This is a genomic window from Rhodophyticola porphyridii (genome assembly GCF_003688285.1).
GTDB classification, from domain to species: Bacteria; Pseudomonadota; Alphaproteobacteria; order Rhodobacterales; family Rhodobacteraceae; genus Rhodophyticola; species Rhodophyticola porphyridii.
The window spans coordinates 26,059-39,981 of the sequence record NZ_RCNT01000010.1; the positions used below are offsets into that span (position 1 = coordinate 26,059).

The 13,923-nt window shown below is 64.8% G+C and carries 14 protein-coding genes; 4 read left to right on the top strand and 10 right to left on the bottom strand.

The annotated features are described in order from the left end of the window. Nucleotides 1–18: 18 nt before the first annotated feature. Nucleotides 19–1,041, bottom strand: a complete 1,023-nt coding sequence (locus D9R08_RS16900; protein ID WP_121899259.1) for a BMP family lipoprotein — start codon at nt 1,039–1,041, stop codon at nt 19–21. Between the two features lie 632 nt (nt 1,042–1,673). Between D9R08_RS16900 and D9R08_RS16905 the strand changes: the two genes are divergently transcribed. Then, the gene (locus D9R08_RS16905) at nt 1,674–2,366 is read left to right on the top strand and encodes a Crp/Fnr family transcriptional regulator (RefSeq protein WP_158599030.1); all 693 of its coding nucleotides are present in this window, start codon (nt 1,674–1,676) and stop codon (nt 2,364–2,366) included. On the opposite strand, the gene D9R08_RS16910 is transcribed toward D9R08_RS16905, so the two are convergent. Beyond that, nucleotides 2,363–2,779: a CBS domain-containing protein gene (locus tag D9R08_RS16910; RefSeq protein ID WP_121899261.1), complete on the bottom strand. Its 417-nt coding sequence runs from the start codon at nt 2,777–2,779 to the stop codon at nt 2,363–2,365. The two genes, D9R08_RS16905 and D9R08_RS16910, sit on opposite strands and share 4 nt — an antisense overlap. Nucleotides 2,780–2,848: 69 nt before the next feature. Then, nucleotides 2,849–3,499, bottom strand: a complete 651-nt coding sequence (locus tag D9R08_RS16915) for an Hsp20/alpha crystallin family protein (RefSeq protein ID WP_121899262.1) — start codon at nt 3,497–3,499, stop codon at nt 2,849–2,851. A gap of 175 nt (nt 3,500–3,674) precedes the next feature. Between D9R08_RS16915 and D9R08_RS16920 the strand changes: the two genes are divergently transcribed. From D9R08_RS16920 to D9R08_RS16930, 3 genes are read left to right on the top strand one after another with little or no spacing between them, the layout of a single operon-like run. Then, complete coding sequence (locus D9R08_RS16920; protein ID WP_325048902.1) at nt 3,675–4,586, top strand: heme/hemin ABC transporter substrate-binding protein; 912 nt, start codon at nt 3,675–3,677, stop codon at nt 4,584–4,586. A 6-nt stretch (nt 4,587–4,592) separates the two neighbouring features. Continuing rightward, nucleotides 4,593–5,672, top strand: coding sequence for a FecCD family ABC transporter permease (locus D9R08_RS16925; RefSeq protein ID WP_121899263.1), 1,080 nt, complete (start codon nt 4,593–4,595; stop codon nt 5,670–5,672). 5 nt (nt 5,673–5,677) lie between these two features. Further along, nucleotides 5,678–6,466 (top strand): heme ABC transporter ATP-binding protein, encoded by a 789-nt coding sequence (locus tag D9R08_RS16930; protein WP_121899264.1) that lies wholly within the window; start codon nt 5,678–5,680, stop codon nt 6,464–6,466. Nucleotides 6,467–6,507: 41 nt separating this feature from the next. Here the strand turns inward: D9R08_RS16930 and D9R08_RS16935 are convergent, their stop codons facing one another. The 7 genes from D9R08_RS16935 to D9R08_RS16965 all read right to left on the bottom strand — a co-directional run bounded on the left by D9R08_RS16935 (nt 6,508) and on the right by D9R08_RS16965 (nt 13,800). Further along, a complete protein-coding gene (locus D9R08_RS16935) occupies nt 6,508–6,960 on the bottom strand; it encodes an SRPBCC family protein (protein WP_121899265.1) in 453 nt (150 codons plus the stop codon). Between the two features lie 113 nt (nt 6,961–7,073). Next, nucleotides 7,074–7,907 carry an XdhC family protein gene (locus D9R08_RS16940; protein WP_121899266.1) on the bottom strand — a complete coding sequence of 278 codons (834 nt, stop codon included), beginning with the start codon at nt 7,905–7,907 and terminating at the stop codon, nt 7,074–7,076. Next, complete coding sequence (locus tag D9R08_RS16945; protein WP_121899267.1) at nt 7,904–9,091, bottom strand: vWA domain-containing protein; 1,188 nt, start codon at nt 9,089–9,091, stop codon at nt 7,904–7,906. The genes D9R08_RS16940 and D9R08_RS16945 overlap by 4 nt, the downstream gene beginning before the upstream one ends. 9 nt (nt 9,092–9,100) lie before the next feature. Continuing rightward, nucleotides 9,101–9,979: an AAA family ATPase gene (locus tag D9R08_RS16950; RefSeq protein WP_121899268.1), complete on the bottom strand. Its 879-nt coding sequence runs from the start codon at nt 9,977–9,979 to the stop codon at nt 9,101–9,103. Between the two features lie 45 nt (nt 9,980–10,024). After that, entirely contained in the window at nt 10,025–12,445 is a 2,421-nt protein-coding gene (locus tag D9R08_RS16955; protein ID WP_121899269.1) for an aerobic carbon-monoxide dehydrogenase large subunit, read from the bottom strand. Then, nucleotides 12,442–12,933 (bottom strand): (2Fe-2S)-binding protein, encoded by a 492-nt coding sequence (locus tag D9R08_RS16960; protein ID WP_121899270.1) that lies wholly within the window; start codon nt 12,931–12,933, stop codon nt 12,442–12,444. The genes D9R08_RS16955 and D9R08_RS16960 overlap by 4 nt, the downstream gene beginning before the upstream one ends. Before the next feature lie 12 nt (nt 12,934–12,945). Beyond that, complete coding sequence (locus D9R08_RS16965) at nt 12,946–13,800, bottom strand: FAD binding domain-containing protein (protein WP_121899401.1); 855 nt, start codon at nt 13,798–13,800, stop codon at nt 12,946–12,948. Nucleotides 13,801–13,923: the final 123 nt, after the last annotated feature.

The following is a 13,923-nucleotide window of genomic DNA, read 5'->3' on the forward strand; positions in this document are numbered from 1 at the left end:
TCCGCCGAACCGGCGCAGTTACTCGCCGCCGACCGGAATGCTGCCGTCGGTGATGCCCGCGCGGATCTGTGCCAGTTCGTCCTGCAGCTCCTGTGGCACGGCGCCCGCGAAATCATGGAACGGCGCCAGATCCACGCCGCCGTTTTCAAGACTGCCGACGATCACGCCGCCCTCGAACGCGCCGTCCATGGCGGTTTCGATCACTTCGAAAACGGTACGGTCCATGCGTTTGACGATCGAGGTCAGATAGACATGCCCGCGTTCCGGGTCGGTCTGGTAGAGATCGGCATCCACGCCGATGATCATCAGTTCCTCAGCGCCCAGCTCATTGGCCAGCGCCGCCGATCCCAGTCCGACGGGGCCGGCAACCGGCAACACGATATCGGCGCCTTCGTCATAGAGGTTCTGCGCGAAGGCGCGCCCGTCATCGAGGGAGTCGAAATTGTTGGTGAACAACCCTTCCCGCGTTTCGGGATCCCACCCGAGCACGGTGATATCCGTGCCCTTCTGGGCATTGTAATGGGCCACCCCGTAGGCAAAGCCGTCCATGAAGATGGTGACCGGCGGGATGTTGATGCCGCCGAAGACGCCCAGAACCCCCGTCTCCGTCATCCCCGCGGCAAGATAGCCCGCCAGAAAGGCCGCCTCGTCTGTGGCATAGACCTGCGCCAGCACATTCGGCAACGGCGGATCATAGGCGAAGTCGACGATCGAGAACATCTGGTCGGGGTTCGCCTCCGCCGCGGCCTGTGTGGCGTCGCCCAGAAGGAAGCCGATGGTGAAGATGACATCGCAATCGCCACCCAGAAGCGAATTGATATTGGCCTCGTAATCGGTCTCGGCCTGGGATTCGAGGAAGCGGGCGTCGATCCCGAGCTGATCCTGCGCGTCGAGAACGCCCTGCCACGCGGTCTGGTTGAAGCTGTTGTCGTCGATCCCGCCGACATCGGTCACCTGGCAGGCGGTGAAGGCATGGGCCGGGAGCGCAAGCCCCAATCCGACCGCGAGGGCAAGGGCTGCACGCCTATAGTCCGATATCATGATATCTGTCCTTCTTCTGATCGCGGCCGAGGGCCGCCTTGAAATCCGTCCGGAGCAGCGGCCTGTCGGGGCGGGCCACATGACGCAGGAAAGATGTGTCTGGAAAAGCGATGGGTGCCGGTGGTGTCGAAACTTGCTGGATCCGGTCGGAACGGGCCCGGTTCATAGCCCCATCTGCCGACCCCGTTCGCACCCCGCCAGGGTGCCCGCGCGAGATCGCGGAAATGCAACGCAGTCCATGCATGGCCCGCCACCCCCTTGCTTGGATCGAAGTATGCGCCGGTGCGGAACGGGATCATTAATCCAGGTTAATCCAACTGCGGAGCCGGCCGGTTTTCCCGTCGGCGCGACGGGTGACAACGGCGCGGCCGGGCGCGGAGCAGCGATTTTTTGCACATGAAATAGTTGGCGCAGTCGACAGAATCCCGCAAGCGGGATAAGGTTGGAAAACGTGCACATGACTTGACATCGCCGCCCGACAAGACCGCGCCGCCGGAGCATCGTTTTCCGACCGGTTACAGGAACCATGAAACTGTAGATTCGCGCGGGTTTCCTTTGGGTTGCATGTGAGGACGGCGACAGCGGTGGGACCGACAATGTGGCAGGACCAGACTAGATGCGACCAGGGCGGCATGGCAGTGCTATGCGCGGCCAGCGAACAGATCAGGACATTCACGCGGACCGCGCAACAGATCCGCGCCGGAACCGTGATCCTTCAGGATGGTGACGAGTTCGACAAGGTGGTCCTTGTGGTCGACGGATGGTTGTCGAGTTCGAAATCCTTCGAAGACGGGGAGCTCCAGATCATCGATTTCATCCTGCCCGGCGATATTCTTTACGCGACCAATGGTGACGGCATGACCGTGGGGCTGACGCTGGAGGCGATCACCGATGCCAGGGTCTCGATCGTGCCGGTCAGCACATGGCGGACGATGCTCATGGCTTCGCCCGATCTGGCCCGCGCGGTTGGCCGGATCCGCGCCGCGGCCCAGGCCCGCACCTCGGAAAGGCTACTGCGTCTGGGCAAGGGCAGCGCGCCGACGCGAATAGCCTTCGCTATTCTGGAGCTGTCGCTCCGGCTCAGATCGCTGGGGCATGACATGGAAGAGACCTTTCATCTGCCGCTGACCCAGAAAGCCATTGGCGACTATACCGGTCTTTCGTCGGTTCATGTATGCCGGACCATGCGCCGCCTCGTGCGGCACAACATCCTCGAGACGAGCGACCATATCGATATCCGCATCCTGGATCTTGCAGCCTTGTCCGAGATCGCCGGGATCGATCTGGAGCGCCTTGAACAGGAGATCGCCCCGACGGCCGCCTAGCGGTCTTCGACGATCTCGCCCAGCGCCTCACCCGCGAGACGCTCGGACACATGTTCGGCGATGTCGCCCAGCGACACCATCCCCACCAGACGATCGCGCCCGTCGAGGACCGGCAGGCGCCGCACCTGATGATCGCCCATCAGGGCAGCCAGCGTTTCCACCGAATGATCCGCGCGACACCAGAATGCGCCCGGCGTCATGATGTCCTGCGCCGTTTTCCTGCTGGCAAAACCCGACCCGGAGATTACCCGCACCACCAGGTCGCGGTCGGTCACGATGCCTGCCAGACGGCCGTCCTGCACAACCGGAAGCGCGCCGATGCCATGACCGTTCATCCGGGCGGCGATCCGGGTGACAGGGCAATCCACCGATATGGTGATGACGGGCGCCGACATGATATCAAGAACCTTCATGCGACGCCTCCGATCAGAGGTGGAGGCGCATATATGCGCCCAGCACCCCGGCACGCGGATCGGCGCGGGTCAGGCTGCGCCCTTGACCGCAATTTTCCTGCCCGTCTGCTGCGCTTCCGGCTTCTTCGGCAGATGAACGGTCAGCACGCCGTTCTTGAAATGCGCCTTGATGCCGTCATGGTCCACGCCTTCTGGAAGCTGCACGGTGCGCGTGAACGCGCCGAAGCGCCGTTCGTTGACGTAGTAATCGCCGTCCTCGTCACCCTCTTCAGCCTCTTCGGTCTTCTCGCCGCGCAGCGTCAGGCTGTGGTCTGTCACCCGCAGATCGATATCCTCCTCCGTCATGCCGGGCAGATCCGCGACCAGCTTGATCTCGGTTTCCTTGTCGATGATATCAAGCGTCGGGCGCACCGAGGCCAGACCGCGGAACGGGATGTCCAATCCCCGCCGCTGCCAGCCGGGCCCGAACAGCGATCCGCTCTGAAAACCTTCAAGCAGGTCTTCAAGCTCGTCGCGGACATTCCAGACCGGGCGGCGCCGGCGTTTCGCGGGGGCGGTTTGCCCGGCATCCGGGGCTTCGGGCGCCGTGGTTCCAGATTTCTCAACCATCTCGTGTCCTCCGTCATCTGAACTGCGATCTGTTCGATATGCGAGCGTCTCACCGCTGGCCGCGCCCCGCATTAACCGACGATAATCCGCGTGGAGCATGGCGGCGGACATACGGCCCGAGCCTCCCGAAGACACCCTTTTTCGCGCATGCGAAAAGGCCGGCTTGTTCCGGTCACCATAGTTGAGTAAAAGACTCGGAGAAGGGGCGGCAATGCCCCCGCGCTAGCCAAACCACCTCCGATGTGGCGCCAGTTTTTTCCCGGATTTCTGCAAAAAAGGTGGTGTTTTGGCACAGCATGCAATGGTCGGGCCGCAGTTGCCCGGAATCGCCCGGGTTCCGATGGCTCCGGGTCTGAAGGCAACCCTGCTTGCCGTGGCGATGGCCTTGGCCTGGCCTTGTGCGCAAGCCAAGGCCGAGGAGGTCGAGCGGGTTCTGTCGCTTGGCGGCGCCGTCACGGAAATCATCTACGCGCTTGGCGAGGGAGACCGGGTCGTGGCGCGTGATACGACATCGACCTTCCCCGCCGAAGCCAGGGACCTGCCCGATGTGGGCTATGTCCGGTCGCTGTCGCCCGAAGGTGTTCTGTCGGTCGCGCCTGATCTGATCGTTGCCACCGACGGCAGCGGACCGGCGGAAGCGATCGAAGTGTTGCAGGCTGCGGAAATCCCCCTTGTCACGGTGCCCGAAGGCTACGATGCCGCCGCGATCCGGCTCAAGATCGAGACAATCGCCGAAGCGCTGGGCGTGCCCGAGCAGGGTGCGACGCTGGCCGATCGGGTGGAGGCGGACCTGACCGACGCAATCGAGGCGGCCCGGATGGATACCCCGCCACGCGTGCTCTTCATCCTGTCGCTGCAGGGTGGCAGAATCATGGCCGCCGGGGCCGGCACGGGGGCGCAGGGGATCATCGAACTGGCCGGGGGCGTGAATGCGATGCAGGGGTTCGAGGGCTATCGGCAGGTGAGCGAGGAGGCGGTTCTTCTGGCCGCACCCGATGTGATCCTGATGATGGAGGGCGCCGGCGATCATGCGGCCGACAGGCGCGATGTGCTGGACCACCCGGCCCTCGGCCAGACGCCGGCGGCACGGGCAGACGCCATCGTCCGGCAGCCCGGGCTGCTTCTGCTGGGCTTCGGCCCGCGCACGCCGGAGGCGGTTCGTGCCCTCAGCGGCGCGTTTCAGGCCGCGCGCGGCTAGCCGCCCATGGTCTTCGTTCCGGCCCGATCGAGCAGCCCGCCCCGGCAGGCCGGCGACCGGCAACGGCAGGCCGGGCGCATGCTGGCCGGCCTGACGGTCCTGCTGCTTGTGATTTCGGCGATCAGCCTGACGGTCGGCGCCTCTGGCGCAAACCTCTGGACGGCGCTGGTGCAGATCCTGCGCGGCGAACAGATCGGATTGCAGGAAAGCGTCATCCTGTTCGATATCCGCCTGCCCCGGCTTGTGATGGGGATCCTGGTGGGGGCGGCGCTGGCGGTGTCGGGCGCGGTCATGCAGGGGCTTTTCCGCAATCCGCTGGCCGATCCCGGGCTTGTCGGGGTGAGCGCCGGCGCCGGGCTGGGCGCGATCTCGGCGATTGTGCTGGGCGGGCTTCTGCCGCTCACGATGCGCGAGGGCCTTGGCTACTACACCGTGCCGGTGGCGGCCTTTCTGGGCGGGTGGTTCACGACGATCCTGCTCTATCGGCTGTCGACGAGCCGGGGACGGACCTCCGTGGCGGTGATGCTTCTTGGCGGGATCGCCCTTGCCGCGCTGACCGGCGCGCTGTCCGGCATCCTGATTTACATGGCCGACGATGCGCAACTCAGGGATCTGACCTTCTGGGGGCTTGGCTCTCTTGCGGGCGCGACGTGGGAAAAGGTGTTCGTGGCCGGACCACTGATCGTGCTGGCGCTCGCGGCCACGCCGTTTCTGGCCCGTGCGCTGAACGGTCTGGCGCTTGGAGAGGCAGCGGCGGCGCATTTGGGCATTCCCGTTCAGCGCATGAAGAACATCTCCATCCTGACGGTCGCGGCCGCGGTCGGCGCGGCGGTGGCCGTCTCGGGCGGGATCGGCTTCATCGGCATCGTGGTGCCGCATCTGCTGCGCCTTATGATCGGGCCGGATCACCGGTATCTGCTGCCCAACGCGGCCCTGCTTGGCGCCAGCCTGCTGATCCTTGCGGACATGATATCGCGCAGCATCATCGCACCCGCCGAACTGCCGATCGGGATCGTCACGGCCACCCTTGGCGGGCCGTTCTTCCTTTGGATCCTGCTGCGCAATCGCAGCCTTCTGGATCTCTGAACCCGATGCTGACCGCCACCGATATCCGCGTCAGCCTGTCCGGCACGCCGGTTCTGAACGGGCTCGACTTCCGGGCGGAGCCAGGGCAGATCACCGCGATCGTCGGCCCGAACGGGTCGGGCAAGACCACGCTTTTGCGCGCAATGACACAGGAATTGCCTTATGAGGGCGAAATTCGGCTTGGCGGGGCCGATATCGCGCTTATCCCGGGCTGGGATCTGGCCGCGCGACGGGCGGTGCTGCCGCAGGCCAGCCGCATCGCCTTTCCCTTCACGGTGCTTGAAATCGTGCGTTTCGGCATGATGGCCTGCGCCGATCCACCGCCGCCCACACGCGCCTCGGAAGCGTTGGAGCGGGTCGGCCTTGCCGGGTTCGAGGGGCGGTTTTATCAAGAGTTGTCCGGCGGCGAGCAGCAACGCGTGCAACTGGCCCGTGTGCTGACGCAGGTGTGGGATCCGGTCGGGCCGGAAGGACCGCGCTGGCTGTTTCTGGACGAACCGGTTTCCAGCCTCGATATCGGCCACCAGCTGGAGGTCATGGACCTGATGGCGGACTATGCCGCCGCCGGCGGCGGCGTTGTGGCGGTGATGCACGATCTGAACCTTACCGCGATGTACGCAGGCTCCGTTGCGATGCTTGTGCGAGGCAAGCTGGAGGCGCAGGGCGTCGCACGGCACGTACTGACTGACAGGATCCTGTCGGCCGCTTATGGCTGCCGGGTGCAGGTCGGGGTGGCACCGGGCGGAGACATCCCCTTCGTTCTGCCGCAAGCGGCCTCCTCCCCCGGCGGCTGATCCCAGACCCGCCGAGCGCCGGGCTGGCCCGCGCCGCGTTTTCAGGCCGCTTCGTTGGCGCCCACCCGGTTGGCAAAGTTCTTGAAGAATTTCGCCGCAAGCTTTTTCGCCGTCCCATGTATCAGGCGGCTGCCAAGCTGAGCCAGTTTGCCGCCGATATCCGCATGGGCATCGTAGCGCAGAAGCGTGCCCTCGGGATGTTCGGCCAGTTCCACCTGCGCGCCGCCCTTGGCAAACCCCGCGGCACCGCCATTGCCCTCCCCGGTCAGCGAAAACCGTTCGGGCGGGTTGTCGGGGCTGAGCGTGACGGTACCGTTGAACCGGGCCTTCACCGGGCCGACCTTCAGCACCACCTTGGCCTCAAGCTCGGTGTCGGAATGCTTGATCAGCTCTTCGCATCCCGGAATGCAATCTTTCAGGATCTCCGCATCGTTCAGCGCGGCATAGACAACCGCTTGCGGGGCATTGATAACGATCTCGTCTTTCAGGTCCATTTCAGGTCTCTTTCGTCTGGCAACAGGGAAGCTGGATCAGGGCCGGGCGGCGGCAGGCCACCGGCGTCGTCGTGGGACCCCCGGTCATCGCCCGCGTCCGTGCGGAAACCACGCTACGCATCGTCGCCACCCCGCACGGCGCGGCTGCGGCGAAGCGACGTGATCTGCGCAAGCACGGACAGCGCGATCTCCTCGGGTGTGATGGCGTTGATATCAAGGCCCGCGGGCGCATGAACACGGGCCAGATGTGGCGCAAGGCTTGCGTCTTCGGCCTGCAACTTCTCCACAAGGGAGGCAAATTTCCGGCGGCTCCCCACGAAGCTGACATAGGCGGCATCGCCCGTCACGGCGGCCCGCAGGGCAGCCAGATCGCCCTGCCCCTGCGTGGCGACCACCACGAAGCCATCGGCGGCGAACTCGAAACCCGGGGGCACATGCCGGGCAAGGGCCGGGTCGATCTCCGCGCCGTCGGCGCCGCAAAGCGTCACCTTGAAATCGAGCCTGCCGCCCAGATCGGCGAGCGCCATCGCAACCAGCCCGGTGCCGAAGATCACAAGATCGGGCAGCGGCAGGACCGGCTCCACGAACACGTCCATCGTGCCCTTGGAGGGGCAGCCGTTTCGGGCGAACCGCACCCCGTCCCGCATGTCCCCCGCGGTCAGCCCCTCGGTCTCCAGCAGCTCCTGCGGGCGGAGCGAAATGAGTTGCGGCGCGCCGGTCTCTATCGCCTCGCGTGCGGCCTTGCCCACAGCGCCCCGCGCGCAGCCGCCCCCGACCCAACCCATCAGGATCGTACCCTGCCGGTCCAGCAGGGCCTTGCCACCCGGCTTGGCCGAGGTCGCATCGACCGTGCGGACGACCGTGGCCATCGCGAACGGCACTCCGGCAGCCTTCAACGCCTGCATCTTGGCCTCAAGCCGGGCATATTCCGTGGCCGACAATGTCATAACCGGGCCAACCTCTGTTCGAGGGCCGCCAGATCGGCAAGGGTCGTGGCGGCGGCGAAATCGTCCAGATACGGCAGGGCCGCCGCCATCCCGCGGGCGATGGGGGCATAGTCCTTCCAGCCCTTGAGCGGGTTCAGCCAGATGATCCGGCACCCGCGCCGTTTCAACCGGGCCAATGCGGCCTCCATCACCTCGGGCGCGTCGCTGTCATAACCATCCGACAGGATCAGAACGACGCTTCGGCCATCGACGAACTTGCGCGCATATCCTCTGGCGAATTGCTCAAGCGTCGCGCCAATTCTGGACCCGCCGCCAAAGCCATCTGCCAGAAGCGTGATCCGGTTCAGCGCACGCAGCGGGTCCTGATCCCGCAACGCCTCGGTGATCCGCACCAGCCGGGTGTGAAACAGATAGGCGTCGCTGGCGCCATCGGCGCGCATCAGGCCAGCCAGAAAGGCCAGAAAAGGCCGCGCGTAATTCATCATCGAGCCCGAGACATCGCAAAGCGCCACGATCTTCAGGGGCCTGTCGGGCCGGGTCCGTCTGGCAAGGCGAAGCGGCTCGCCGCCGCTGGACAGGCTGTGGCGGATCGTGCGGCGCAGGTCGATGGCGCGCCCCGCGCGCGCAGCCCTGCGCCGGCGCGACCGGCGATCCCTGAGCGCGCGCCCGAGCCGGATGGCCACCTGCTCGGCGGCGCGGATATCATCGCTCGACACCATCTCGCGCAGATCTTTCTTCATCAGGTTCCGCAAACCGGATGCGATCAGCCGGCCGGTCCCCTCGGCATGGGTTTCGCCGTCCTCCGCTCCGTCTTCGGGCGCATGGATGCGGCCCGCGCCATCAGCCCCGCGGCTGTCGTCGGTGCGGGTCGTCCTTGTGTTCCGGGGGGGCTCCGCATGGGCGGACGGGATAATCTTGTGGCGCACGCGCCCCTCGGCCATCCAGAACGCATCGAACAGCAGATCGAACTCGGCCGCGGTTTCCGCCGATCCGGCACAGACCGCTTTCAGGGCCAGCCGGGCATCCATCGGCCGCGTCGGGTTGACGTAGGTCAGCGCGCGCAGGGCGGTATCGGTTTCGGCCACGCCCAGATGAAACCCATGGTCGCGCAGATGCGCCATGAAGCCCGAGACCCGGGCGGCGGGGCCCGGATCGGCGGCGGTGAACCGGGTGATCCTACTCATCGGCCACGCTCATGCGGCTTTCCCCGCGATCCGCGCGGCCACCTCGATCGGAATCGCGGCGCGGTCGGCCTGGGTTTTCAGAAGTGTCACCAGTGCTGCCTGCAACGCCGCCGGATCATCGCTCAGGTCCTTGATGCCCAACCCGCCCAGAGCGGCGGCGAAATCCAGCATTTCAGCGACGCCCGGCACCTTCTCCAACTCCTCTTCGCGCAGCTTCTGCACGAAGCCGATGATCTGGGCGCCCAGATGCGCCTCGATCCCGGGACAGCGGCTGGCGAGGATCGCCAGTTCCGTCTGCCGGTCGGGGTAATCCACGTGACAATAGATGCAGCGCCGGCGCAACGCGTCGGACAGATCGCGGGTGCCATTGGCGGTCAACACCACCATCGGACGCGAGGTGGCGACAATGGTGCCAAGCTCGGGGATGGTGATCTGGAAATCCGACAGGACTTCCAGCAGATAGGCCTCGAACTCCTCGTCCGCCCGGTCGATCTCGTCGATCAGCAGAACCGGGGGCGTCGCCTGCCGGATCGCCTTCAGAAGCGGCCGCTCCAGCAGATACTCTTCGGAAAAGATCCGCGCCTCGACCGCGGCCCCCGTCTCCCCCGCCTCGGAGGCGGCACGGATCGACAGAAGCTGGCGCTGATAGTTCCATTCGTAGATGGCCTGGCTGGCGTCCAGCCCCTCATAGCATTGCAGGCGGATCAGCTCCGCCCCCCGGACACTGGCCAAGGCCCGGGAAATCTCGGTCTTGCCCACCCCGGCGGCCCCCTCCAGCAGCAGGGGGCGCCCCAGAGACGTGGCGATATGCAGCGCCATGGCCAGATCGTCCGAGGCGACATAGCCGGTGCGCGCAAGATCCGCTTGAAGATCGGTCCAGGCTGTCATCGGGTCTGTGCGGGGCGCGCTGTGATCCGGCGCCCCGCCCTTTCATCATGTATCATGCAGGCCGAGACCATTGGCCGTTTTCCAGATCCGCCAATGATCATGCGGCATGTTCGTATGGCGCAGACCGAACGGGCGGAACGCATCCTGCACCGCGTTGGAGAAACACGGCACCCCGCCCACATGGGGGCTTTCGCCCACCCCCTTGGCCCCGATCGGGTGATGCGGGCTGGGCGTGACCGTGTGATCGGTCTCGTAATTCGGCACTTCCCAGGCGGTGGGCAGGAAGAAATCCATCAGCGTCCCTGTCTTCACATTGCCCATGTCGTCATAGGCGATCTCCTGTCCCATCGCGACGGCCAGCGCCTCGGTCAGTCCGCCGTGGATCTGGCCTTCGATGACCATCGGGTTGATCCGGGTGCCGCAATCGTCCAGCGCGTAGAAACGCCGGATATCGGTCACGCCGGTGTCCACGTCGATGTCCATGACGCAGACATAGGCCCCGAACGGATAGGTCATGTTTGGCGGGTCGTAATAGCTGACCGCTTCCAGTCCCGGCTCCACCCCGGGTATCGCCTGATTATAGGCGGCATAGGCGATCTCGCCCATGGTCTTGAACCGTTCCGGTGCGCCCTTGACCACGAAACGGTCGACGTCGAATTCCACGTCGTCATCATGGACCTCCAGCAGATAGGCCGCGATCATCTGCGCCTTGGCGCGGATCTTGCGGCCAGCCATCGCTGTCGCCGCACCGGCGACAGGCGTGGAGCGGGACCCGTAGGTGCCCAGCCCGTAGGGCGCGGTATCGGTGTCTCCCTCCTCGATCGTGATGCTATCCGCGGGAATGCCGATTTCGGAGGCGAGGATCTGCGCGAAAGTGGTCGCATGCCCCTGCCCCTGGGAAATCGTGCCAAGCCGCGCAATCGCGCTGCCGGTGGGGTGGATACGGATCTCGCAACTGTCGAACATGCCCATGCCGAGGATGTCGCAGTTCTTGACCGGGCCCGCGCCGACGATCTCGGTGAAGAACGATAGACCAATGCCCATGAGCGTGCGCGTCTCGCCGCGTTTGAACGCCTCGACCCGCTCCGCCTGTTCCTTGCGCAGACCCTCGTAATCGACGGCTGCCAGCGCCTTGTCCCATGCGGTGTGATAATCCCCGCTGTCATATTCCCAGCCAAGCGCGGACTGATAGGGGAACTGCTCCTTCCGGATGAAGTTGATCCTGCGCAGTTCGGCGGCATCCATATTCAGCTCGATCGCCAGAACCTCGATCATCCGCTCGATGAAATAGACCGCCTCGGTCACGCGGAACGAACAGCGGTAGGACACGCCGCCCGGCGCCTTGTTGGTATAGACGCCATCCACGCCCAAATACGCGATGGGAATGTCGTAGGAGCCGGTGCAGATGTTCATGAACCCGGCTGGGAACTTGGTGGGATCCGCACAGGCATCGAACGCACCGTGATCCGCCGTGACATGACAATGCAGCCCGGTGATCTTGCCCTCCCTGGTGGCGCTGATCCGGCCCTTCATCCAGTAGTCCCGCGCGAAGGCGGTGGTCATCAGGTTCTCCATCCGGTCTTCGACCCATTTCACCGGCACACCGGTGACGATGGAGGCCACGATGGAGCAGACATAACCGGGATAGACACCGACCTTGTTGCCGAAACCGCCGCCGATATCGGGCGAGACGACGCGAATGTTATGCTCCTCGATCCCCGACAGGAGCGAGGCGACGGTGCGCACCACATGGGGCGCCTGAAACGTACCGTAGAGCGTCAGCTTGCCATTCACCTTGTCCATGCTCGCCAGACACCCGCAGGGCTCCAGCGGACAGGGGTGCGTGCGGTGATAATACATCGTTTCCTCAGCCACCACATCGGCATCGTCGATCACGGCATTCGTGCCTGCTTCGTCGCCCACCTCCCATGTGAAGATGTGGTTGTGGTGCTTGCGGGGGCCATGCGCGCCCTCGGTCTGGCCATCGAGATCCTCGCGCAGCACCACTTCGGATTTCAGCGCCTCGAACGGGTCCACGAGAACGGGAAGTTCCTCATACTCGACCTCGACCAGGTCCACCGCATCGGCGGCGATGTAGCGGTCGCGTGCCACGACGAAGGCGACCTCCTGGCCCTGGAACAGAACCTTGCCATCGGCAAGCACCATCTGCTTGTCGCCCGCCAGTGTCGGCATCCAGTGCAGGGACAACGGCTCCAGATCCTTGGCGGTCAGCACCGCGATCACACCATCCAGCGCCATCGCGGCATCGGTATTGATCGATTTCACGCGCGCATGGGCGTAGGGCGAGCGCACGAAATCCCCGTGCAGCATGCCCGGCAGGCTGATATCGTCGATGTAATTGCCCTTGCCTTGGGTAAATCTCGCATCCTCAACCCGCTTGCGCGAGCAGCCCAGCCCCTTGAGATTGGCGACGCGTTCATCGCGATCCGGTGTCAAATCGTTCATTGTGCCGCCTCCGATGCGCTGTTGATTTCCGCCGCGGCCGACAGAATGGATTTCACGATGTTCTGATAGCCGGTGCAGCGGCAGATATTGCCCGCCATCCCGAACCGCACCTCTTCCTCGGTCGGGTTCGGGTTCTCCTGCAACAACCGGTGCGCGCGCGTGATCATGCCCGGCGTGCAGTAGCCGCATTGCAGCCCGTGATGTTCCTTGAAGCTTTCCTGCAGGACATGCAGCCCGTCAGGCGAGCCCAGCCCCTCGATCGTCGTGATCTCGGCGCCCTGTGCCTGCACCGCGAACATGGTACAGGATTTGACCGACTTGCCGTTGATTTCCACGGTGCAGGCCCCGCAATGGGATGTCTCGCAGCCGACATGCGGCCCGGTCAGGCGCAACTGTTCACGCAGCACATAGATCAGCAACTCGCGCGGTTCGACCATAACCTCCCGGGTTTCGCCATTGACCGTCATTTCCACGATTTGTTTTGTCATCTTCGATCTCTCCTACGCCCTGGACCAGGCGCGCTGGATGGCGCGGGAAATTATGATCCCGGCCACGTGCATCTTGAATTCGACGGGCCCGCGATTGTCTTCGGTGGGATCGATATCCTCCAGCGCGGCACCAACGGCGGCCTTCACCGCCGCGTCGTCGCACGCGCTGCCCACAAGGGCCGCGGCCGCCGCTTCGGAGAAGACGGGTATGTCGCTGAGATTGGTCATCGCCACCGACGCCGCCGCTACCTTGTCGCCGTCCCGCTCGATCAGAGCGGCACAGGCGGCGGTCGCATAATCGCCGATCTTGCGTTTTTGCTTTTCATAGGCATAGCCGCCCCTGGGCGCGGCAAAGCTGATATGCGTCAGGATCTCCTCATCATCCCGGTCGGTCATGTAAGCCGCCTCATAAAAGCTGCGCGCCGCGACCGTGCGCGTGCCGTCGGCCCCTTCCAGGGTGAACCGGGCATCCAGACACTGCATGAGGCCCGGCATGTCATTGCCCGGATCGCCATTGGCCACATTGCCGCCGATGGTGCCCATGTAGCGGACCTGCGGATCGGCGATCTGCAAGGCGGCCTCTCGAATGATCGGGGCGGCGGCATGAAGCGCGTCGCTGGCGATCAGCTCGTGCTGGGTGGTCATCGCGCCGATGGTGATCTGATCGCCGGAGATATCGATCCCTTTCAGCGCAGCCACATCCTGCAGGTCGATCAGATGCGGCACGTCGGCCATGCGCAGCTTCATCATCGGGATCAGGCTGTGCCCCCCGGCCAGAACGCGGGCGTCATCGCCATGCTCGGCCAGCACCGCCAGCGCGCCCGCAACATCTGTCGGTCGATGATATTCAAATGATGGTGGTATCACGTGCGGTCCTCCCAAAACGCCGGTATCCGGATGCATACAACGGGGAGAGGCCGAACCGCTCTAGCATCCGGGCCTGAAATGCATGGGTCTGCGCACGAAATGCGAATATGGCGCACGAAACGC